The sequence below is a fragment of the Agrobacterium sp. YIC 4121 genome, assembly GCF_002008205.1.
Classification (GTDB): Bacteria; Pseudomonadota; Alphaproteobacteria; order Rhizobiales; family Rhizobiaceae; genus Agrobacterium; species Agrobacterium leguminum.
Genome location: NZ_MRDI01000003.1, coordinates 498139 through 519911 on the forward strand (window position 1 = coordinate 498139; position 21773 = coordinate 519911).

A 21773-nucleotide genomic window follows, 5' to 3' on the forward strand; every position below is an offset into this window, starting at 1 on the left:
TATGCTGCGCACTTTCGATGTCATCTTGATGGGTGTGATGGTCGCCGCGGCCGTCGTGACCTATTCGATCAAGCACAAGGCCGATCTGAAGCTTGAGGAGGTCCGCAAGCTGGAGGCCGAGATCAAGCTTGAGAAGGATACGATCGATCTTTTGAGGGCCGACTGGGCGCTCCTGACGCAGCCGAACCGTCTGCACCGTCTCGTGAATGCCTATCAGGACGAGCTTGGCCTTTCGCCGACGCTGCCGACGCAGCTGGCGCAGCCGCGCGAGCTGCCCATGCTGCGCTCGCAACTGCCGCAGCCGCCCGAACCGGAAGGCATGAGCGTCGAGGATGTCATTGCCGCCGCCGTCAACGGCTCCAAGCCGGGTGCGACGCTTGGTGCGGCCACCAAAAAGAAATCACCGCCGGCGGGCCAGATTGCCGTCAACGGCACTCCGGTTCCGACACCCCGGGCGCGTGTTTCCCGTCCAACAGCGGCTCCGGCCGTCTCCGCCGTCGCGGGCGATGAAACCGACGACATGGATGACACGATAACAGGATCGGTGAACCGCTAATGTCTTTTCTCTCCCGCGTCATGGTTTTGAAGAGCAAGGCTCATTTTTCCGCCAGCACCACCGGCGTCTACACCGATCATGCGGCCTTTGAGGGCGCCCGCAAGAAGCGCGCCGCCCAGGCGAAAAGCCGCGTCGGCCTGATCATTTTCGGTTTCGTCGCCTTTTACGCCGTCGTTGGCGGGCGTCTCGTGCAATATGGCATGGCCGAGCAGGAAACGGTATCGAGCATCGCACCCGCCGACCGCTTGATGGCGTCGCGCCCCGATCTTCTCGACCGCAATGGCGAGGTTCTGGCCACCGATATTCGCACCGTCTCGCTTTTCGCCGAACCGCATCGCATCGTCGATATCGATGAGGCTATCGAGAAGCTGCGGACGGTTCTGCCGGATCTCGACCAGCGCAGCACCTATCAGAAGCTTTCCTCCAATTCGCGCTTCCAGTGGCTGCGCCGCCAGCTGACGCCGAAGCAGCAGAGCCAGATTCTGGCGCTCGGCATTCCAGGCGTCGGCTTCCGCCCGGAAAAGCGCCGCTTTTATCCCGGCGGGCCGACCGCTGCGCATGTCGTCGGTCACGTCAATATCGACAATCGCGGCGTTGCCGGCATGGAACGTTACGTCGACAGCCAGGGCCTTGCCGATCTGACCGCGCTCGGCATGACCAGCGACCAGCCGCTGGAGCCGGTGAAGCTTTCCATCGATCTGCGCGTACAGTCCATTGTCCGCGAAGTCGTGACCTCGGCCATCACCAAGTTCCAGGCAATCGGCGCCGGCGCGGTGGTTCTGGATGTGCATACCGGCGAAGTCCTCGCCATGGCCTCCGTGCCGGATTACGATCCTAACAATCCGGCCGAAGGCGCCAAGGAAGGCTGGCTCAACCGCATGTCGAACGGCACGTTCGAAATGGGGTCCACCTTCAAGTCCTTCACCATCGCCATGGGTCTCGATTCGGGCCGCGTCCGTCTCGGCGATACCTTCGATGCGCGTTATCCGATCCGCATCGGCGGTTTCACCATCAAGGACTTCCACGGCAAGGGCCGGATGCTTTCGGTGCCGGAAATCTTCCAGTATTCCTCCAATATCGGTACAGCCAAGATTGCCGACACGGTGGGAACGGAAGGCCACAAGGAATTCCTCACCCGGCTTGGCCTTTTGACCCGCATGCAGACCGAATTGCCGGAAGTGGCGCTGCCGTCGCAGCCGCGCGAATGGAAGAAGATCAACTCGATTACCATTTCCTTCGGCCACGGCGTTTCCACGACACCGTTGCAGACGGCGGTTGCCGGCGCTGCACTCGTCAATGGCGGCAAACTGATCGAACCGACTTTCCTGCCGCGCACGCGCGAACAGGCCGATCAGGTGGCCAAGCAGGTTCTGAAACCGGGCGCCAGCAAGGACATGCGTTTCCTGTTCGAGTGGAACGGTGTCAACGGTTCCGGCCGCAACGCGCGCGTCGATGGCTTCAACGTCGGCGGCAAGACCGGCACGGCCGACAAGGTCGTCAACGGACGTTATGTGCACGACAAGAACTTCAACGCCTTCCTCTCGGCCTTCCCAATGGACGATCCGCAATATGTCGTGCTGTCCTTCATCGACGAGCCGAAGACGGACAAGGGCAATGGCGCGGCACTCGCCGGCACATCCGCAGCGCCGATGGTGCGCGATATCATCACCCGCACGGCGGCGGTGCTGGGCGTGAAGCCGAAGTTCGGCAAGGATGGCTCGGCCTTGCTCGTGTCTTATTGATTGTTAGCTTATGATGTTCCGGCGATTCGCGCCGGGGGGACAAGACGGACACAGTCGATGAATTTGCGAGATATATCCGGAGATGCGTTTCCGGAATTGAAAGAATTGCTCCTGTCTGAGATCGGGGCGATCGAAATCGGGGGGATCACCGCAGACAGCCGCAAGGCTGCGCCGGGCAGCCTGTTCGTGGCGGTTGCGGGCACCAGGGCGGATGGCGCGGCCTATGTGAAGGACGCGGTTGCCAAGGGCGCGGTCGCCATCGTTTCCGGACACGCGCTGGATGCCGATGTGCCGGTGCTTTCGGTCACCGATCCACGCCTTTATCTCTCCCTTGCCGCTTCCCGTTTTTACGGAAAACAGCCGGAAACCATGGTCGCCGTCACCGGTACTGCGGGAAAGACGTCCGTTGCTTCCTTCGTGCGGCAAATCTGGGCTTTCGCCGGCCATGCCGCTGCACAGATCGGCACGACAGGTGTGATTGCACCCGGCCGCGAGGATTACGGCGCGCTCACCACGCCCGATCCGGTGACGCTGCATGCGCTTCTGGCCGAACTTGCGGCTGAAGGCGTGACGCATGCGGCGATGGAGGCGTCCAGCCACGGTCTTGACCAGCGCCGCCTCGATGGCGTCCACCTTTCTGCCGCCGGCTTCACCAATCTTGGCCGCGACCACATGGATTATCATCCGACCGTCGAGGACTATATGGCCGCGAAGATGCGGCTCTTCGATACGCTGATGGAAAAGGGCGCTCCCGCCGTGATCTTCGCCGACGACCCGTGGTCGGAAAAGGCGATCCGGGCGGCGCGCGAAGCCGGTCTCGATGTGCGCACGGTCGGTCGCAAAGGCGAATATCTGGCCCTGAAGCGTGTCGAGCACTTCCGTCACAAGCAGATGATCGAAGTGCATCATGGCGGCGAGATTTATGAAGTCGACATCCCCTTGGCGGGTGATTTTCAGGTTGCGAACGCTCTCGTCGCGGCCGGTCTTGCCATGTCCACCGGCGTTCCCGCAGCAACCGCGCTGAAGGCGCTCGAAAAGCTGATCGGCGCTACCGGCCGTCTGGAACTGGTAGGCCAGACGAAAAACGGCGCGCTTGCCTATGTGGATTATGCCCACAAGCCGGATGCGCTGGAAAATGTGCTCACCTCGGTCCGGCCCTTCACCTCAGGCCGCATCATCACCGTCTTCGGCTGCGGCGGCGACCGCGACAAGGGCAAGCGCCCGATCATGGGCGAGGTTGCGACGCGGCTTTCCGACATCGTTATCGTCACCGACGACAATCCGCGTTCGGAAGATGCTGCAACGATCCGTTCCGAAGTCATGGCGGCAGCGCCCGGCGCTTTGGAAATCGGCGACAGGGCGGACGCTATCCGCCATGCGGTGTCGCTGCTTTCGCATGGCGATACGCTGATCGTTGCAGGCAAGGGGCATGAAGAGGGGCAGATCGTCGGTTCGGTAACGCTGCCGTTTTCCGATCATGAACAGGTGCGCGCTGCACTGGCAGGGCTGGAAGGATCGAAGATTTGAGCTGGTTATGGACAGTCGCCGACATGATCGCCATCACGGCAGGACGCCCCGTGGGCAACCTGCCGACCGGAATCACCGGCATTTCCATCGACAGCCGGACGGTCAAGCCGGGCGAAGCGTTCTTCGCCATCAAGGGCGACCGGGTGGACGGTCATGATTACACCAGCTTCGCCGTTGCGAACGGGGCGGGGCTTCTGGTCGTTGCCGAGGCCAAGCTGCCGGCGCTCGGCCGCCTGACCGTGCCGATGATCGTGGTGGAAGATGTGCTTGCCGCACTCGGCAAGCTCGCCATCGCGGCGCGTGAAAGAACGTCGGCGCGCATCATTGCGGTGACCGGTTCGGTCGGCAAGACCACGACCAAGGAAATGCTGCGGCAGGCGCTCGCCCCTTCAGGGCGGGTGCATGCGGCGGTAGCCTCCTTCAACAACCATTGGGGCGTGCCGCTGACGCTGGCGCGCATGCCTGCCGACACGGAATTCGGTGTTTTCGAAATCGGCATGAACCATTCCGGCGAAATTCGGCCGCTGGTGAAGCTGGTGCGCCCGCATGTGGCGATCATCACGACCATCGCGCCGGCCCATCTTGGCAATTTCAAGAACATCGAAGAGATCGCTAGCGCCAAGGCGGAGATTTTCGAGGGTCTGGAGGAGGGCGGTTCCGTCATCCTCAACCGCGATAACGCCCAATTCGAACAGCTTGAAGAAGCGGCCCAGGAACAGGGCATCGAACATATCCTCACCTTCGGGCAGCATGCCAAGGCGGATTTCCGCCTCGCGGATTTCGAGAGCACGACGACGGGCTCGACGATCTGGGCGATCCTGAACGGTGAAACCAGCGAGTTGCACATCAATATTCCCGGCCGGCACATTGCCGATAACGCCATGGCCGTGCTGGGCGCCGTTGCCGTCACCGGCGCCAATCTCGACCGCGCCTTCGAGGCGCTGGGAACGCTTGAGGCGGTAAAGGGGCGCGGCCAGCGCCATCAGCTGGCAATCAACGGCGGCACCTTCCTGCTGATCGATGAAAGCTACAATGCCAATCCGGCCTCCATGCGCGCGGCGATCGCCGTGCTGGCGGAAACGCCGACGCAGGGTCACGGAAGGCGCGTCGCAGTCCTCGGCGACATGCTGGAGATGGGCGAGTTTTCCGCGCAGTTGCATGAAGAATTGGCCGGCCCACTGCTTGCGGCCGGTATCGAACATGTCTGGCTGGCGGGTGAGGCGATGGCGGCGCTGCGTGATGCGTTGCCGGACAGCGTTACCGTCATCTGGTTCCCGACGACGGCGGAACTGACCGATTTCGCCCTGCAATGGGTGCAACCGGGAGACGCGCTGATGGTAAAATCGTCACTTGGCCTCGGTTTCGGCAAGATTGTCGCCGCCCTGCTTGACAAGTATCCGGCATTCCCCGAGACGGAACGCCAAGTCTGAAATAGCCTTTTGAAAGGGCAATTATGCTGATCTGGCTCGTCGAACTGTCGGATAAAATTCAAATCTTCAACCTGTTCCGGTACATCACCTTCCGGGCGGGTGCTGCGATGTTCACCTCTGCGTTGATCGTCTTCCTGTTCGGACCGGCGATCATCAATTCGCTGCGCGTGCGCCAGGGCAAGGGCCAGCCCATCCGCGCGGATGGTCCGCAGACGCATTTCAAGAAGGCCGGCACGCCGACCATGGGCGGCCTGATGATCCTTGCCGGCATTCTCGGCGGTTCGCTGCTCTGGGGCGATCTGTCGAACGTCTATGTCGTCGCCGTTTTGATGGTGACGCTCGGTTTCGGAGCCATCGGCTTCTACGACGATTATCTCAAGGTCACGAAACAGAGCGACAAGGGGTTTTCCGGCAAGGCCCGTCTCGGCATTGAATTCCTGATTGCGGCGATTGCCGTGTTCTTCATGATGAAGATGGCGCTCGCTTCCGCACCGCATGGCGGCACGCTCGGCAGCTCCATCGCCTTTCCCTTCTTCAAGGAATTCGTGATCAATCTCGGCTACTTCTTCGTGCTGTTCGGTGCTTTCGTCATCGTTGGCGCGGGCAATGCCGTGAACCTGACGGATGGTCTCGATGGTCTCGCCATCGTGCCTGTGATGATCGCCGCCGCCACTTTCGGCGTGATCGCCTATCTCGCCGGTAACGCGGTTTTCGCCAATTACCTGCAGATCAACTTCGTGCCCGGCACGGGTGAGCTTGCCGTCATCGTCGGCGCGGTCATCGGCGCGGGCCTCGGCTTCCTGTGGTTCAACGCGCCGCCCGCCGCCATCTTCATGGGCGATACGGGTTCGCTGGCGCTCGGAGGCCTGATCGGCTCCATCGCTGTCGCGACCAAGCACGAGATCGTCATGGTCATCGTCGGCGGTCTGTTCGTCATGGAAACACTGTCTGTCATCATCCAGGTCTTCTGGTTCAAGCGCACCGGCAGGCGCGTCTTCCTGATGGCGCCGATCCATCACCATTTTGAGAAAAAGGGCTGGACGGAAAGCCAGGTGGTCATCCGTTTCTGGATCATCTCCGTTGGCCTCGCGCTGCTTGGCCTCGCCACCCTGAAGCTGAGGTGAGCGATGATCCCGGTCACGTCGTTCAAAGGCAAGAAGGTCGCGCTTTTCGGGCTTGGCGGTTCGGGTCTCGTCACGGCCCGGGCGCTGGTGGCTGGCGGGGCGGATGTCGTGGCTTTCGACGACAATACCGACAGTGTCGCGAAGGCTGAGGCCGAGGGCATCAAGACGGCGGACCTTCGAACGATAGACTGGTCGAGCTTTTCTTCCTTCGTTCTGGCGCCCGGCGTGCCGCTGACGCATCCGAAACCGCATTGGTCGGTCGACCTTGCGAAGGCGGCGGGCGTCGAGATCATCGGCGATATCGAGCTTTTCATCCGCGAGCGTCGCGCTCATGCGCCGGATTGCCCCTTCATCGCGATTACCGGGACCAACGGCAAGTCGACAACGACGGCGCTGATCGCGCATATTCTCATGGCTTCGGGTCGCGATACGCAGCTTGGCGGCAATATCGGTACGGCGGTGCTGAGCCTCGATCCGCCGAAGGCGCAACGCTTCTACGTTGTCGAGTGCTCGTCCTACCAGATCGATCTCGCACCGACGATCAATCCGACCGCTGGCATTCTTCTCAACCTGACGCCCGATCATCTCGACCGGCACGGCACGATGCAGCACTATGCCGACGTGAAGGAACGGCTGGTGGCGGGCAGTCAAACGGCAATCGTCGGTGTCGATGACAGCCATTCGACGCTGATTGCCGACCGTATCGAACGCGCCGGTGTCAAGGTGGAGCGCATTTCCAAGCGCAATGTGGTTTCCGAAGGTCTTTATGCCGAAGGCAGCCGCATTTTCCGTGCGCATGACGGCACTTCTTCGCTGCTCACCGATCTCGACGGTATCCAGACCCTGCGCGGCAGCCACAATGCGCAGAATGCGGCGGCGGCAATCGCCGCCTGCCTTGCGGTCGGGGTTTCCGAAGAGGAAGTTCGCGCAGGCCTGAAGTCTTTTCCCGGCCTCAAGCATCGTATGCAGCCGGTCGGCCGACGTGGCAATGTCACCTTCGTCAACGACAGCAAGGCCACCAATGCCGATGCTGCAGCACCGGCGCTTTCAAGTTTCGACCGTATCTACTGGATCGCCGGCGGTCTGCCGAAAGCGGGCGGCATCACCAGCCTCTCGCCGCTTTTTCCCCGCATCGCCAAGGCCTATCTGATCGGCGAGGCGGCAGCCGAATTTGCGGCGACACTTGGCGAGGCCGTGCCTTATGAAATATCCGGCACGCTGGACAAGGCCGTGCAACATGCGGCGGCGGATGCGGAAAAAGATGCGACGGCCGGCAATATCGTGATGTTATCCCCGGCTTGCGCAAGCTTCGATCAATATAAGAACTTTGAGATCAGAGGTGATTCGTTCGTCGCGCAGGTCGCGGCGCTCGATGGCATGACGATGCTGGTTGACTCTGGAAAAGGGGGCTGAAGGCCATGGTAAGCCGAGTTGATCGCGGTCCGGTCGCAGAGTGGTTCTGGACCATCGACCGTTTCTTTCTAGCGGCGTTCATCGCGCTGATGGGCATCGGCCTGATGCTGTCCTTTGCGGCCTCGCCTGCGGTTGCCGAGCGCATCGGCCTCAACAGTTTCTTCTTCGTCGAGCGTCAGGCGATGTTCATGGTGCCGTCGCTCGCGATCATGGTCGGCCTGTCCTTCCTGTCGCCGCGTCAAGTGCGGCGCGTAGCGGTCATCATGCTTATCGTTTCGCTGCTGATGATGATCTTCGCGCTGTTTTTCGGCATCGAGGTCAAGGGTGCGCGGCGCTGGATTTCCATCGGCACCTTCTCGATCCAGCCGTCGGAATTCATGAAGCCCGCCTTCGTCATCGTCTGCGCCTGGCTGTTTGCCGAACGGGCGCGCCATCCTGAAATTCCCGGCAATCTCTTCGCCATCATCACCTTCGGCATTGTGGCGGCGCTCCTGATCGCCCAGCCGGACTTCGGCCAGACGATCCTGACCTCCGTGGTCTGGGGTGGCATGTTCTTCATGGCCGGCGTGCCGTGGTTCTGGATCATCATGCTCGGCGGCGTCGGCGTCGGCGGCATCATCTCCGCCTATCTGATGCTGCCGCATGTGGCCGGTCGTATCGACCGGTTCTGGACGGGCGAAGGCGATACGTTCCAGGTGGATACGGCGCGCGAAGCGATCATTCGCGGTGACTGGTTCGGTCGCGGACCGGGTGAGGGCATCGTCAAGCGCATCATTCCCGATAGCCATACCGACTTCATCTTCTCGGTGGCGGCGGAAGAATTCGGCATCGTTTTCTGCATGTTTCTTGTTGCCATCTTCGCCTTCATCGTGCTGCGCGGCCTGTCGCACGCCTTCAAGGAGAAGGACGATTTCTGCCGTTTTGCCGTGGCGGGTCTCGTTCTTCAAATCGGCATGCAGTCGATGATCAATATCGGCGTCAATCTGGAGCTGATGCCCGCCAAGGGCATGACGCTGCCGCTGATCTCCTATGGCGGTTCGTCAATGATGGCGATATGCGTGACCGCCGGCTTCCTTCTGGCGCTGACACGTCACAGACCCGAAAAGCGGGCGCAGGAGCGGAGTTTCTTCCGCGTCGGTTCCGGCGTTCCCGCGGAGTAAACGATCATGAGCAAGGGTATTGTTCTTCTTGCCGCCGGTGGAACCGGCGGCCATGTGTTTCCGGCAGAAGCGCTCGCGCACACGCTGAAAGCGCGCGGTTATCAGGTGCACCTCGTTACCGACAGCCGCGCCGAGCGTTATGCTGGCAAGTTCCCGGCGGATGAAATTCATGTCGTGCCGTCCGCCACCATCGGCTCGAAAAACCCGATTTCCGTGGCGCGTTCGCTCTGGAAGCTGTGGGTTGGTCTGCGCGCCGCGCGCCGGCTGGTGGCGAAGCTGAAGCCGGTCGCAGTTGTCGGTTTCGGCGGTTATCCCACTGTGCCGCCGCTGCTGGCATCGACCGGACTTGGCGTTCCCTCCATCATTCATGAGCAGAATGCGGTGATGGGCCGCGCCAACAAGGCGCTGGCAGGCCGGGTGAAAGCGATTGCCGGCGGTTTCCTGCCGCCCGCCAACGGCCAATACTCCGACAAGACGGTGGCGACCGGCAATCCCGTGCGCCCGGCGGTGCTGGCGGCGTCGGAGATACCCTATACGCCCTCGCAGACGGGTGAGACATTCCAGCTTGTCGTTTTCGGCGGCAGCCAGGGCGCGCAGTTCTTCTCGAGCGCGGTGCCTGCGGCGATCTGCCTGCTGAAGGATGAACAGCGCAAGCGCATCGTCGTCACCCAGCAGGCGCGGCCGGAAGACAAGGACAGCGTGGTCGCCTCCTATCAGAAGCTCGGCGTGAAGGCGGATGTTTCGCCCTTCTTTGGCGACATGGCCTCGCGCATCGGTGAAGCCGATCTGGTCATCAGCCGCTCGGGCGCATCGACCGTATCGGAGCTTTCGGTGATCGGCCGCCCATCTATCCTCGTTCCGTATCCGCATGCGCTCGATCACGATCAGGCCGCCAATGCGGCAGCGCTTTCGGCGGCGGGCGGGGCAAGCGTCATCAAGCAGGCGGAACTGTCGCCGCAGAAGCTTTCCGGCCTGCTGTCCTCAGCGCTTTCGGAGCCGGATCGTCTTTCGGCAACGGCGGCGGCAGCAAAGGCGACGGGCAAACCGCATGCGGCGGATGTGCTGGCCGATCTGGTGGAGGCGATTGCCTCCGGCCGGTCCGTGCAGGAATTCAAGAAGAAGAATGAAGGAGTTGGGGCATGAAGATGCCGAAAGCCATAGGCCTTGTGCATTTCATCGGCATAGGCGGGATCGGCATGAGCGGCATTGCCGAAGTGCTTCACAATCTCGGCCACCGCGTTCAGGGGTCGGATCAGGCCGACAGCGCCAATGTGCAGCGGCTGCGCGACAAGGGCATCGAGGTTTTTGTCGGCCATACGGCGGATAATATCGGCGACGCCGAGGTCGTGGTCGTTTCCACCGCCATCAAGAAGAACAATCCCGAACTCATCGCGGCGCGTGAAAAGCACCTGCCGATCGTTCGCCGGGCCGAAATGCTGGCCGAGCTGATGCGTTTCCGTAACGCCATCGCCATTGGTGGCACGCATGGCAAGACCACCACCACCTCCATGGTCGCGACCCTGCTGGAAGCCGGCAATCTTGACCCGACCGTCATCAACGGCGGCATCATCAATGCTTACGGCACCAATGCCCGCATGGGTGAGGGCGAGTGGATGGTGGTGGAGGCCGACGAATCCGACGGCACCTTCCTGAAGCTGCCGGCCGATGTGGCTGTCATCACCAATATCGATCCCGAGCATCTGGATCACTACGGAAATTTCGATGCCGTCCGCGCCGCATTCCGCCAGTTCGTGGAGAATGTGCCTTTCTACGGTTTCGGCGTCATGTGCCTCGATCATCCGGAAGTGCAGGCACTGGTCGGCCGCATCGAGGACCGCAAGGTCATCACCTATGGCGAGAACCCGCAGGCCGATGTGCGCTTTTCGAATGTGCGCATCGACGGCACGCGCTCGGTGTTCGACGTGGAAATCCGCCGTCGCCGCACCGGCAAGATATTCTCCTTCAAGGACCTCGTCCTGCCGATGCCCGGCCGCCACAACGTCTCGAATGCGACGGCGGCGATTGCGGTTGCCAATCGTCTCGGCATTTCGGAAGCCGACATCAAGAAGGGCCTTGCCTCCTTCGGCGGCGTCAAGCGGCGTTTCACGCTGACGGGCGAAGCCAATGGGGTGCAGGTTTTCGATGACTATGGCCACCATCCGGTGGAGATCAAGGCCGTGCTGAAGGCGGCGCGGGAGGCCTGCAAGGGCCGCATCATCGCCGTGCACCAGCCGCACCGCTACAGCCGCCTTTCCAGCCTGTTCGACGATTTCGCACATTGTTTTAACGATGCCGACACGATTATCCTTGCTCCGGTCTATGCCGCGGGCGAAGATCCGATCGAGGGTGCAAGCTCGGAAGCGCTGGTTTCGGCCATCAAGGCCGCCGGCCACCGGGACGCCCGTTTTCTCGAGAAACGGGAAGATCTCGCCTCAGTGGTTGCAGGCATTGCGAATCCGGGTGATTTCGTGGTTCTCTTGGGGGCTGGAAATATCACGCAATGGGCAGCGGCGCTGCCTTCGGAATTGAAGAGCATATCAGGAAAGTCTGAATGAGACAGGTCGATGGGGTTAAATTGCTGGGGAGGCTCGGCGACGGGGTAAATGAATTGCGGGGACGTCTGACACCGGATGCGCCCATGGACCGCGTGACGTGGTTCAGAGCCGGCGGTCTTGCGGAAGTCATGTTCCAGCCGCACGATACCGACGATCTGATTGCCTTCCTGAAAATTCTGCCGGAAGACGTGCCGTTGACCGTGGTTGGCGTCGGCTCGAACCTTCTGGTGCGCGATGGCGGCATTCCGGGCGTTGTCGTCCGTCTGTCCGCCAAGGGCTTTGGCCAGGTGGAGCTTGCCGGTGAAAACCGCATCAAGGCGGGCGCGATCTGCCCTGACAAGCATATTGCCGCTATGGCCATGGATAATGGCATTGGCGGGTTCCATTTCTATTACGGCATTCCCGGCTCCATCGGCGGTGCGCTGCGCATGAATGCGGGCGCCAATGGCGGCGAGACGCGCGAGCGTGTCGTGGAGGTCTATGCGGTCGACCGTCAGGGCAATCAGCATGTGCTTTCCAATGCCGATATGGGCTACAGCTATCGCCATTCCGGTGCCGATGCAGGTCTGATCTTTACGGGCGCGCTGTTTGAGGGTTATCCCGAAGACAAGGCGAAAATCCGGGCCGATATGGACGCCGTGCGCCACCACCGCGAAACCGTGCAGCCAATCCGCGAGCAGACGGGCGGTTCCACCTTCAAGAATCCCGAAGGTCATTCCGCCTGGGAACTGATCGACGAGGCGGGCGGTCGCGGTCTGGTCATCGGCGGCGCGCAGATGTCGTCGCTGCATTGCAATTTCATGATCAATACCGGCCATGCGACCGGTTACGATCTGGAATATCTGGGTGAGACCATCCGCAAGCGGGTGTTCGAGAAGTCGGGCATCCGGCTGGAATGGGAAATCAAGCGCCTTGGCCTGTTCATGCCGGGCCGGGAAGTGGAGCCGTTCCTGGGGGCTTAAGCCTCGGCGAATGCTGCCAATTGCAAGAAAAACCTGCTGTTGATCTGGCCGTTTCATGTATCGTAACGGTCAATCAACAGTTTTTGCCATATTATCGGGGCGAAGCGGCGTCTCGTCCTTCTATTAAATTACTTTTTATCAGGAAATACCAACGGCATTACGTGATCTAGGCGCTTTTGAGCATGATGTTGGGTCTTTGGAAAAAACCGATCGAAATGATAAGTTTTTCGGTCGCCACGTCGGACGGCCGCAGGCGGCTCGAGCCACTGGAGTTCTCCCTTCGTATCGCTTGTCTCGTGACGATCATTGTCATCCTGATGTGCATAGGTGGCCTGACGCTTCTCGCGCGGTTCGGGCTGGTAACCGATCTCTTCAACGGCATCATGTTGAGTGTGACGCTCGGCGGGACGGTGGCGTTTTCGATTACATTGCTGGTCTGTTGGCTGAATTCCAGGGAAGTGAAAATTCTCGTGCAATCCCACGAGCGCTTCCTGCATCTGAGCCACACGGACGCCCTGACCGGCCTCAGCAACCGGCTCGGCCTTTATGCTGCATGCGCTGAACTGGGCAGCGACTATTGCGTCGCCTTTCTTGATATCGATCATTTCAAGAAGGTGAATGACAGATACAGCCACCTTGCCGGTGATCTCGTCATCTCGAACGTCGCCCGCAGGATAAGGGAGCATTTCGATTCTTCTGCGCATGTCGCCCGCCTGGGTGGCGAGGAATTTGTCGTTGTGCAGGAAACCAGCCCGCTCGCCTTTCTGCAGATGTGCGAAAGGGTTCGCGCAGCCATCGAGACCACCCCGGTGGAGTATCAGGATTTGCGGATCACGGTGACGATTTCGATTGGCGTGGCGTTTCGCGGCGACGCCGACATTTTCGACAAGGTCATGCACAATGCCGATCTGGCGCTCTATCGGGCAAAGGAAGGAGGGCGCAATCGCGTCTGCATGACCGGTCATGTGGAGCGGCGCCAGGCCGTGGCGTAAGTGTTAAAACAGGCAAACAAAAGCCCGCGAAACGAAGGTTTCGCGGGCTTTTTAATGTCTGGCAATCCGTTCGGATCAGACTTCGTCCTTGCGGGACAGAAGAATGCAGGCGAGCGTGATGAGCGCCGATACGCAGAGATAATAGCCGACATACCCCATGCCGTAATTCACCTGCAGCCATGTGGCGATGTAGGGCGCCAGCGATGCGCCAAAGATGCCGGCCATGTTGAAGGTGATGGACGAGCCGGTGTAGCGCACGCGGGTCGGGAAGGGGGCGGCGAGCGCCGTTCCGATCAGGCCGTAGGTCATGCCCATCAGCATCATGGCAAGAGCCGCGAAGACGAAGATCGAGCCTTCGCCACCGGACATCAGGCTTGGCAGGAGGAACGAGAACAGGCCGATCAGCACCGTCGTCAGGATCAGGATTTCACGACGACCGAATTTTTCGGCGAGCTTGCCGGCGATCGGAATGAAGATGCCGAAAACGATGGAGCCGAGGATCTGCACTTCCAGCGCGTCGAGGAACGGGATTTTCAGGACCTTGACGTTGTAGGACAGAAGGTAGGCGGTGCCGATGTAGAAGAGCACGAAGGTGGCCAGCGCCACGAAGGTGCCGAGCACGAGGCTGCGCTTGTGGTTGCGGAACAGTTCCGCGACCGGTACGGCCACACGTTCTTCCTTTTCGATTGCCTTCTGGAAATCGGGCGTTTCGGTGATCGACAGGCGAACCCACATGCCGACCGCGATCAGGATGATCGAAGCGACGAAGGGAATGCGCCAGCCCCAGCTCAGAAGCGCTTCCTGAGACATGAAGTGCAGCAGGATCCAGAACACGCCGGACGAAAGGAACAGGCCAACGGGTGCTCCGAGCTGCGGGAACATGCCGTACCAGCTGCGCTTGCCCGGAGGTGCGTTTTCCGTGGCGAGCAGGACGGCGCCGCCCCATTCGCCACCGAGGCCGAAACCCTGGCCGAAGCGGCAAAGTGCGAGCAGCAGCGGCGCCAGAACGCCTGCCGTCTCATAGGATGGCAGCAGGCCGATCACGACAGTCGAGACGCCCATGGTCAGCAGCGCCGCGACAAGCGTGGTCTTGCGGCCAACGCGGTCACCATAGTGCCCGAAGACCACAGCACCGAGCGGGCGGGCGAAAAAGGCGATGGAGAAGGTGGCGAAGGACGCCAGAAGCGCCGTCATCGGGTCATTGTTCGGGAAGAACAAAGTGGGGAACACGAGCACTGCGGCCGTGGCGTAAACGTAGAAATCGAAAAACTCGATGGTCGTGCCGACCAGGCTGGCAGTGAGAACTCGTGCAGGCGAATTTGTCTTTACAACGTTCGAAGTGTCAGCGGTCGGCGATACCGGAGATATCGCGTCGGTCATGGTATTGGTTCCATTTTGGATGATTGCAATGTCATGCCTTGGGAGGCGACGACTGCGTTAACGCAATTTTTGTTCTTATGGAATGCTAAAAAAGAAATAATGCAGATAATGTGATCCATCAGTGCGATACGTATGGTTATGCCTCCCGGGGATGCTTTGGCGATTGAGAGACTGATTCAGGCCGCGGTTTTAAAACGCTGAAACGCCAGATAATTTTCCCTGGGGAATAATCCCGTCTGTTAACGTTTCGGCCTTGCCTTTATCGATGGGCGGCAGGCGCGCGAGCATCGTTTTATTTCCGATCATTGAAAACCTGCATGTTGCAATCCATGCAACTCTCTGATTCCAAGGAGGGAATCCGGATCGGTGCTGATTCTTTAACGAAACTCGGCACGTTGGACGCGGCGGTTAACGAAAGTAAACGATTCATTAACCTTAATGGCGTTTAACTGATCTCAAGGGTCATGTGCCAGAATCACCGTTCGTCAAATTCGGTGGTTTCGGAGCGTGGTTCGTAACGGAGAGTTGGTGTCAGAGGGTTCGATGAGCGGCAAGCACGTAGCTGTTCTTTTGGGTGGATTTTCGTCGGAGCGGCCGGTCAGCCTGTCGTCGGGCAACGCTTGCGCGCAGGCTCTGGAAGACGAGGGCTATAAGGTCACCCGGGTCGATGTGGGGCGCGATATCGCCGCTGTGCTTGCCGAGCTGCGCCCGGATGTCGCCTTCAACGCGCTGCACGGTCCCTTTGGCGAAGACGGCACCATTCAGGGCATTCTCGAATATCTCGCCATTCCCTATACCCATTCCGGTGTGCTCGCTTCCGCGCTCGCCATGGACAAGGCGCAGGCCAAGAAGGTTGCCGCTGCTGCCGGCATCCCGGTGGCTGCCGAGCGCGTCATGAACCGCTTCGATTTCACCAGCGAACATCCGCTTGCACCACCTTATGTCGTGAAGCCGGTGCGTGAAGGTTCGAGCTTCGGCGTCGTGATCGTCAAGGAAGACCAGTCGCATCCGCCGCAAATCCTCACCTCTTCGGAATGGCGCTACGGCGATCAGGTCATGGTCGAGCGCTATATTCACGGCCGCGAACTGACCTGCGGTGTACTCGACGGTGAGGCGCTGGGCGTCACCGAAGTGGTGCCGCTCGGTCACAATTTCTATGATTATGATGCGAAATATGCGGCTGGTGGCTCGAAACATGTCATTCCCGCAGAAATTTCACCGAAAATTTACCAAAAAATTCAAACACTGGCGGTTATGGCGCATCGGGCGATCGGATGCCGTGGCGTAAGCCGTTCAGACTTTCGTTACGACGACCGTTTCTCAGAAGATGGCGAAGTTATCTGGCTTGAAGTGAATACGCAGCCGGGCATGACGCCGACCTCCCTGGTGCCGGAAATGGCGGCTCATGCTGGCCGCTCCTTTGGTAACCTTGTCAGCTGGATGGTGGAGGACGCTTCGTGTTTGCGGTGATCGGCAAAAAGTCGACGGCAAAAAAGCGCGAACAATTCGCGGCGGCGGCCAGCGCCGACGACCGCATGGTATTGCCGCGTCCCCTGCGTCGCTTCGTGCGTTTCGGTGTCAGCCTTGCGACCGGACGCATTCACATTCCCGCCCATACCGGTACGATTTCGGCCGTCGCCTTTTACGCGGTGACCGGGCTTTACGGCATGTCGCTCGGCGGGCACACCAATATCGTTACCCAGACCACGACGTCGGCAGCAGGCTTTGCGGTCGAGGACGTGAAGGTTTCCGGCAATCTGCAGACCTCCGAAATCGAAGTGTTCCAGCTTCTCGGCCTCGATGGCAGCACCTCGCTGATCGCGCTCGATATCGATGCGGCGCGCCGCAAGCTGGTGCAGCTTCCCTGGGTGGAAGATGTCGATATCCGCAAGGTGTACCCCAAGACCGTGGAAGTCCGGCTGAAGGAGCGTCAGGCCTTCGGCATCTGGCAGCATGGAACGGAACTGTCGCTGATCGAAAAAAGCGGCAGCGTGATTGCGCCGCTGCGGGACAATAAGTTCGCCGCCCTGCCGCTCTTCGTCGGCCGTGACGCGGAAACGGGTGCTGCCGGTTTCGTCGAGCAGCTGGCCGACTGGCCGGAAATCCGCAACCGTGTCCGCGCTTATGTCCGCATTGCCGGCCGTCGCTGGGATCTGCATCTCGATAACGGCATCGTCGTCAAGCTGCCGGAAGAAAACCTGCCGCAGGCGCTGCAATTGCTGGCGCGGCTCGATCTCGAGGAAAAGGTGCTGTCGCGCGATGTCGCCGCCGTCGATCTCCGGCTTGCGGACCGCACCACGATCCAGCTGACCGAGGGCGCCACGGAACGCCGTCAGGCCGCTGTCGATGCGCGCACCAAGGCTCTCAAGAAGGCGGAGAAGAACACATGAGCTTTTTCGGTTCTTCCCATTTCGGCCTGCCTCGCCTGAAGCCGCTTTCTTCCAAACGCAGCCACATCGTTTCGGTGCTCGACATCGGCTCGACCAAGGTCGTGTGCATGATCGGCCGGCTGACGCCGCGCCAGGAAAGCGAAATCCTGCCCGGCCGCACCCACAAGGTCGAAATCATCGGCATCGGCCATCAGCGGTCGCGCGGTGTGAAATCCGGCGTGATCGCCGATCTCGACGCGCTGGAAGGCGTTATCCGTCTCGCCGTTGATGCGGCCGAGCGCATGGCGGGGCTTACCGTCGACAGCCTGATCGTCAATGTTTCGGCCGGCAGGCTGGCAAGCGATATCTATACCGCGAGCATCGATCTCGGCGGGCAGGAAGTGGAAGCAAGCGATCTGCGCAAGGTTCTGGTGGCGGCAAGCCAGCAATCCATGCGTCAGGACCGGGCCATCCTGCATTCGCTGCCAACAGGTTACTCGCTGGATGGCGAGCGCGGCATTCGCGATCCGCTCTCCATGTATGGCGATCTTCTCGGTGTCGACATGCATGTGGTCACGGTCGAGCGCACAGCGCTGAAGAACCTCGAGCTTTGCGTCAACCGTGCGCATCTTTCCGTGGAAGGCATGGTAGCGACGCCCTATGCCAGCGGTCTTGCAGCGCTGGTGGACGATGAAGTCGAACTCGGCTGCGCGGCCATCGACATGGGCGGCGGCACCACGACGATCTCGGTTTTCGCCGAAGGCCGCCTCATTCACACCGATGCGATCGGCCTTGGCGGCCATCACGTTACGACAGATCTTGCACGTGGCCTCTCGACACGAATCGAAGATGCAGAGAGACTGAAGGTGGTGCATGGTTCGGCTTTGCTGAATGGCGCGGATGAGCGCGACATGATTTCGATCCCGCCGATTGGCGAAGATGATCGCGATCAACCATCGCAAGTTTCAAGAGCATTGGTCACCCGTATCGTACGGGCACGTATCGAAGAGACGCTGGAATTGATCCGTGATCGCATCCAGAAGTCCGGCTTCAGCCCGATTGTCGGCAAGCGCGTCGTCCTGACCGGCGGCGCAAGCCAGCTGACGGGGCTGCCGGAAACGGCACGGCGCATTCTTGCTCGCAACGTTCGTATCGGCCGCCCCATGGGGGTCGCCGGTCTTCCGGTCGCGGCAAAGGGACCGGCATTTTCAACCGCCTGCGGACTGATGATCTATCCGCAGGTGGCGGACATCGAAATTCATGCGGCGCAAGGCGGAATGTTCTCGCCGTTTGGTAACGGTAGCGGCCGGATAGCCCGGGTGGGGCAATGGCTGAAAGAGAGTTTTTGAGTGGCCTCGTGGCGTAAGCCGGAGGTTTCAGAGTTGAGTTTTCAAGAATCGGCCAGCGGGGCGATGCGGCCAGAGAAAGAAGGAATGTTAAAATGACGATACAGCTGCAGAAGCCTGATATCACAGAGCTGAAGCCACGCATCACCGTCTTCGGTGTTGGCGGTGGTGGTGGTAACGCTGTCAACAACATGATCACGGCCGGCCTTCAGGGCGTCGACTTCGTCGTCGCCAACACGGATGCCCAGGCACTGACCATGACCAAGGCAGATCGGGTCATTCAGCTCGGCGTCAACGTCACCGAAGGCCTCGGCGCCGGTTCCCAGCCGGAAGTCGGCCGCGCTGCCGCTGAAGAATGCATCGATGAGATCATCGACCACCTGAACGGCACCCACATGTGCTTCGTCACCGCCGGCATGGGCGGCGGCACCGGCACGGGTGCTGCTCCCGTCGTCGCACAGGCCGCCCGCAACAAGGGCATCCTGACGGTCGGCGTCGTCACCAAGCCTTTCCACTTCGAAGGCGGCCGCCGTATGCGTCTTGCCGAACAGGGCATCGAGGAACTGCAGAAGTCCGTCGATACGCTGATCGTCATTCCGAACCAGAACCTCTTCCGTATTGCCAACGACAAGACGACCTTCGCCGACGCCTTCGCCATGGCCGACCAGGTTCTCTACTCCGGCGTTGCCTGCATCACCGACCTGATGGTGAAGGAAGGTCTCATCAACCTTGACTTCGCCGACGTTCGCTCGGTCATGCGTGAAATGGGCCGCGCGATGATGGGCACCGGCGAGGCTTCCGGTCCGGGCCGTGCGATGCAGGCTGCGGAAGCGGCAATCGCCAACCCGCTGCTCGACGAAACCTCGATGAAGGGTGCACAGGGCTTGCTGATCTCCATCACCGGCGGTCGCGACCTTACCCTGTTCGAAGTCGACGAAGCTGCGACCCGTATCCGCGAAGAAGTCGATCCGGATGCGAACATCATCCTCGGCGCAACCTTCGACGAAGCTCTGGAAGGTCTCATCCGCGTCTCCGTCGTTGCGACCGGCATCGACCGCGTTGCAGGCGTCGGCGAACAGAACGTTGCCGATATGCGTGCCGCAGCAGCCGTTGCCAAGCCGCTTATCCGTCCTTCCGCGGCCGTTGCTTCCGCTCCGGCCGCAGTTCAGCCTGCTCCAGCAGTATCGCAGGCACAGAAGGCCGTAGACCCGATCGCCCAGACCATCCGTTCGGCAGAAGCCGAAATGGAACGCGAACTCGGTTTCGCCGCACACCAGCAGCCGGCTCAGGATTTCCGTCCGCAGAGCAAGCTGTTCGCATCTTCTCCGGCTGAAGCGCCGGCGGCTCTCCGTCCGGCCCAGCCGGTTCAGCAGGTCGCTCCGGCACCGGTCGCTCCGGCGCCCGTCTATCATGCTCCGGAACAGGTTGCCGCTCCGGCGCCGCGCATGCAGCCGCCGCAGGCTCCTGTCTATCAGGAACCCGCACCGGTTGCCCGCCAGCCCGAGCCGGTTCGCATGCCGAAGGTCGAAGACTTCCCGCCGGTCGTCAAGGCCGAGATGGAACATCGCACCCATGCCGCTCCTGCTGCCCAGGAAGAGCGTGGCCCGATGGGTCTCCTGAAGCGCATCACCAACTCGCTTGGTCGTCGCGAAGAAGAAGAAGTTCCGTCCGACATGATGGATGCGCCGAGCATGGCGCCGCAGCAGCGCCGCGCGCCGCTTTCGCCGGAAGCCAGCCTCTACGCACCGCGTCGTGGCCAGCTTGACGACCACGGCCGCGCAACGCCCTCTTCGGCCAGCCACCACGACGACGACCAGCTGGAAATCCCGGCCTTCCTGCGCCGCCAGTCCAACTAAGGGCGATTCCATCCGCCTCTTCGAACGCCCGGGTTTCACGATCCGGGCGTTTTGTTTATTTTACGTTATTAACACTAAATTAATTCGTATTTTCAAAGGTTTACGCGTGTAACAATCCGAAACGAACAGTGATTTGTAGTGGCACCTACATGTGCGTATGTATGAGGCTGGGTAAAGGAAAATACGGACTTGGCCGGTTGCCAGACCGGCTCGAAAACTTGAACGGCGCTCAAGCGGCGCGGTTTGCAAAACAAGGCATATTCGCATGACTATCGGACTGCTCGGATTTCAGACAACTATCGCAAATGCTGTTCAGCTCAAAGGCATTGGCGTGCATTCCGGCAATCCGGTTTCGATGACCTTCCAGCCCGCAGAAGCCGGAACGGGCATCGTCTTCCATCGCCTTCATGACAATGGCAGCGTTACCGAGTTGAAGGCGGTTTCGGCCAATGTCGGCAATACCGACTTGTGCACCGTGCTCGGCCGTTCGCTTTCCCAGTCGGTTGCGACGATCGAGCACGTCATGGCCGCCATCTACGCCATGGGCCTCGATAACCTCATCGTTGAAGTCGACGGTCCGGAAGCGCCGATCATGGATGGCAGCTCTGCACCTTTCATCGAAGCGATCGAATCGGTCGGCATCAAGAGCCTCGGCGTGAAGCGCCGTTATATTCGCGTCACCAAGCCGGTGCGCATCGATTCGGGCGCCTCCTGGGCGGAATTCCGTCCCTATGACGGTACGCGCTTCGAGGTTGACATCGATTTCGATACGCCGCTGATCGGCAAGCAGTCCTGGAAGGGCGACCTGACGGCGGAGAGCTTCAAGAACGAGCTGTCGCGCGCCCGCACCTTCGGCTTCATGCGTGATGTGGAGCGCCTGTGGGCCGCCGGTTATGCGCTTGGTTCCTCGCTTGAGAATTCGGTCGTCATCTCCGACGACAACAGCGTTATCAACATGGAAGGCCTGCGTTACGCCAAGGACGAATTCGTCCGTCACAAGACGCTGGACGCCGTGGGCGACCTGGCGCTTGCCGGCGCGCAGTTCATCGGCTGCTACCGCTCCTATCGCGGCGGCCACAAGGTCAATGCGAATGCGCTGAAGGCGCTTTTGAGCGACCGCACCGCCTATGAGATCGTCGAAGCGCCGGCTGCCCGCAACCAGATGGTACGCGCCCGCGAATTCGTTGCGGTCAACATGCCGGAATTCGCACCCTGGTCTGCGTGAATTCCTTCGCAGGCTATCAATTGACAGAAAAAGCCGCTCCCTTTGGGGCGGCTTTTTCGTGATGGGAACAAGAAGTTGCGTAATATCGCCTGATATTCATGCGATTGCACGGGTCGATGCCATAAAAATGCGTTAA

General features: G+C 60.6%; 17 protein-coding genes. 16 read left to right on the top strand and 1 reads right to left on the bottom strand.

The window, feature by feature from the left end; translation table 11 throughout:
- Nucleotide 1 precedes the first annotated feature (1 nt).
- The 11 genes from BTE54_RS06655 to BTE54_RS06705 all read left to right on the top strand — a co-directional run bounded on the left by BTE54_RS06655 (nucleotide 2) and on the right by BTE54_RS06705 (nucleotide 13461).
- Entirely contained in the window at nucleotides 2-556 is a 555-nt protein-coding gene (locus BTE54_RS06655; RefSeq protein WP_020811527.1) for a hypothetical protein, read from the top strand.
- Nucleotides 556-2298, top strand: a complete 1743-nt coding sequence (locus BTE54_RS06660; RefSeq protein WP_003522193.1) for a penicillin-binding protein 2 — start codon at nucleotides 556-558, stop codon at nucleotides 2296-2298. The genes BTE54_RS06655 and BTE54_RS06660 overlap by 1 nt, the downstream gene beginning before the upstream one ends.
- 57 nt (nucleotides 2299-2355) lie before the next feature.
- On the top strand, nucleotides 2356-3825 hold the full coding sequence (locus BTE54_RS06665; RefSeq protein WP_078051848.1) for a UDP-N-acetylmuramoyl-L-alanyl-D-glutamate--2,6-diaminopimelate ligase: 1470 nt from the start codon (nucleotides 2356-2358) through the stop codon (nucleotides 3823-3825).
- Complete coding sequence (locus BTE54_RS06670) at nucleotides 3822-5255, top strand: UDP-N-acetylmuramoylalanyl-D-glutamyl-2,6-diaminopimelate--D-alanyl-D-alanine ligase (protein WP_065655810.1); 1434 nt, start codon at nucleotides 3822-3824, stop codon at nucleotides 5253-5255. The genes BTE54_RS06665 and BTE54_RS06670 overlap by 4 nt, the downstream gene beginning before the upstream one ends.
- 23 nt (nucleotides 5256-5278) lie before the next feature.
- On the top strand, nucleotides 5279-6379 hold the full coding sequence (mraY, locus tag BTE54_RS06675; protein ID WP_003522196.1) for a phospho-N-acetylmuramoyl-pentapeptide-transferase: 1101 nt from the start codon (nucleotides 5279-5281) through the stop codon (nucleotides 6377-6379).
- Nucleotides 6380-6382: 3 nt separating this feature from the next.
- On the top strand, nucleotides 6383-7792 hold the full coding sequence (murD, locus tag BTE54_RS06680; RefSeq protein ID WP_078051849.1) for a UDP-N-acetylmuramoyl-L-alanine--D-glutamate ligase: 1410 nt from the start codon (nucleotides 6383-6385) through the stop codon (nucleotides 7790-7792).
- 5 nt (nucleotides 7793-7797) lie between these two features.
- On the top strand, nucleotides 7798-8952 hold the full coding sequence (gene ftsW, locus BTE54_RS06685; protein WP_065655812.1) for a putative lipid II flippase FtsW: 1155 nt from the start codon (nucleotides 7798-7800) through the stop codon (nucleotides 8950-8952).
- 6 nt (nucleotides 8953-8958) lie between these two features.
- Nucleotides 8959-10095 (top strand): undecaprenyldiphospho-muramoylpentapeptide beta-N-acetylglucosaminyltransferase, encoded by a 1137-nt coding sequence (gene murG / locus BTE54_RS06690; RefSeq protein WP_078051850.1) that lies wholly within the window; start codon nucleotides 8959-8961, stop codon nucleotides 10093-10095.
- Nucleotides 10092-11507 carry a UDP-N-acetylmuramate--L-alanine ligase gene (gene murC / locus BTE54_RS06695; protein ID WP_065655814.1) on the top strand — a complete coding sequence of 472 codons (1416 nt, stop codon included), beginning with the start codon at nucleotides 10092-10094 and terminating at the stop codon, nucleotides 11505-11507. Before murG ends, murC begins: the two co-directional genes overlap by 4 nt.
- The gene (gene murB / locus BTE54_RS06700) at nucleotides 11504-12469 is read left to right on the top strand and encodes a UDP-N-acetylmuramate dehydrogenase (RefSeq protein WP_065655815.1); all 966 of its coding nucleotides are present in this window, start codon (nucleotides 11504-11506) and stop codon (nucleotides 12467-12469) included. Before murC ends, murB begins: the two co-directional genes overlap by 4 nt.
- A gap of 182 nt (nucleotides 12470-12651) precedes the next feature.
- Nucleotides 12652-13461: a GGDEF domain-containing protein gene (locus tag BTE54_RS06705; protein WP_078051959.1), complete on the top strand. Its 810-nt coding sequence runs from the start codon at nucleotides 12652-12654 to the stop codon at nucleotides 13459-13461.
- 75 nt (nucleotides 13462-13536) lie between these two features.
- Here BTE54_RS06705 and BTE54_RS06710 read toward each other — a convergent pair whose 3' ends face one another.
- Complete coding sequence (locus BTE54_RS06710) at nucleotides 13537-14841, bottom strand: MFS transporter (protein ID WP_078051851.1); 1305 nt, start codon at nucleotides 14839-14841, stop codon at nucleotides 13537-13539.
- Nucleotides 14842-15384: 543 nt separating this feature from the next.
- Here BTE54_RS06710 and BTE54_RS06715 point away from each other — a divergent pair.
- The 5 genes from BTE54_RS06715 to lpxC all read left to right on the top strand — a co-directional run bounded on the left by BTE54_RS06715 (nucleotide 15385) and on the right by lpxC (nucleotide 21637).
- Nucleotides 15385-16311, top strand: a complete 927-nt coding sequence (locus BTE54_RS06715) for a D-alanine--D-alanine ligase (RefSeq protein WP_059756663.1) — start codon at nucleotides 15385-15387, stop codon at nucleotides 16309-16311.
- Nucleotides 16308-17231: a cell division protein FtsQ/DivIB gene (locus tag BTE54_RS06720; protein ID WP_271040151.1), complete on the top strand. Its 924-nt coding sequence runs from the start codon at nucleotides 16308-16310 to the stop codon at nucleotides 17229-17231. Before BTE54_RS06715 ends, BTE54_RS06720 begins: the two co-directional genes overlap by 4 nt.
- Nucleotides 17228-18559, top strand: coding sequence for a cell division protein FtsA (gene ftsA / locus BTE54_RS06725; protein ID WP_063950569.1), 1332 nt, complete (start codon nucleotides 17228-17230; stop codon nucleotides 18557-18559). Before BTE54_RS06720 ends, ftsA begins: the two co-directional genes overlap by 4 nt.
- Nucleotides 18560-18651: 92 nt before the next feature.
- Nucleotides 18652-20412 carry a cell division protein FtsZ gene (gene ftsZ / locus BTE54_RS06730; RefSeq protein WP_078051853.1) on the top strand — a complete coding sequence of 587 codons (1761 nt, stop codon included), beginning with the start codon at nucleotides 18652-18654 and terminating at the stop codon, nucleotides 20410-20412.
- A gap of 265 nt (nucleotides 20413-20677) precedes the next feature.
- Complete coding sequence (gene lpxC, locus BTE54_RS06735) at nucleotides 20678-21637, top strand: UDP-3-O-acyl-N-acetylglucosamine deacetylase (protein WP_003522208.1); 960 nt, start codon at nucleotides 20678-20680, stop codon at nucleotides 21635-21637.
- Nucleotides 21638-21773 lie beyond the last annotated feature (136 nt).

Coding starts and splice junctions, on each gene's coding strand:
- BTE54_RS06655 (WP_020811527.1), top strand. CDS start 2: ATGCTGCGCACTTTCGATGTCATCTTGATGGGTGTGATGGTCGCCGCG.
- BTE54_RS06660 (WP_003522193.1), top strand. CDS start 556: ATGTCTTTTCTCTCCCGCGTCATGGTTTTGAAGAGCAAGGCTCATTTT.
- BTE54_RS06665 (WP_078051848.1), top strand. CDS start 2,356: ATGAATTTGCGAGATATATCCGGAGATGCGTTTCCGGAATTGAAAGAA.
- mraY (WP_003522196.1), top strand. CDS start 5,279: ATGCTGATCTGGCTCGTCGAACTGTCGGATAAAATTCAAATCTTCAAC.
- murD (WP_078051849.1), top strand. CDS start 6,383: ATGATCCCGGTCACGTCGTTCAAAGGCAAGAAGGTCGCGCTTTTCGGG.
- ftsW (WP_065655812.1), top strand. CDS start 7,798: ATGGTAAGCCGAGTTGATCGCGGTCCGGTCGCAGAGTGGTTCTGGACC.
- murG (WP_078051850.1), top strand. CDS start 8,959: ATGAGCAAGGGTATTGTTCTTCTTGCCGCCGGTGGAACCGGCGGCCAT.
- murC (WP_065655814.1), top strand. CDS start 10,092: ATGAAGATGCCGAAAGCCATAGGCCTTGTGCATTTCATCGGCATAGGC.
- murB (WP_065655815.1), top strand. CDS start 11,504: ATGAGACAGGTCGATGGGGTTAAATTGCTGGGGAGGCTCGGCGACGGG.
- BTE54_RS06705 (WP_078051959.1), top strand. CDS start 12,652: ATGATGTTGGGTCTTTGGAAAAAACCGATCGAAATGATAAGTTTTTCG.
- BTE54_RS06710 (WP_078051851.1), bottom strand. CDS start 14,841: ATGACCGACGCGATATCTCCGGTATCGCCGACCGCTGACACTTCGAAC.
- BTE54_RS06715 (WP_059756663.1), top strand. CDS start 15,385: ATGAGCGGCAAGCACGTAGCTGTTCTTTTGGGTGGATTTTCGTCGGAG.
- ftsA (WP_063950569.1), top strand. CDS start 17,228: ATGAGCTTTTTCGGTTCTTCCCATTTCGGCCTGCCTCGCCTGAAGCCG.
- ftsZ (WP_078051853.1), top strand. CDS start 18,652: ATGACGATACAGCTGCAGAAGCCTGATATCACAGAGCTGAAGCCACGC.
- lpxC (WP_003522208.1), top strand. CDS start 20,678: ATGACTATCGGACTGCTCGGATTTCAGACAACTATCGCAAATGCTGTT.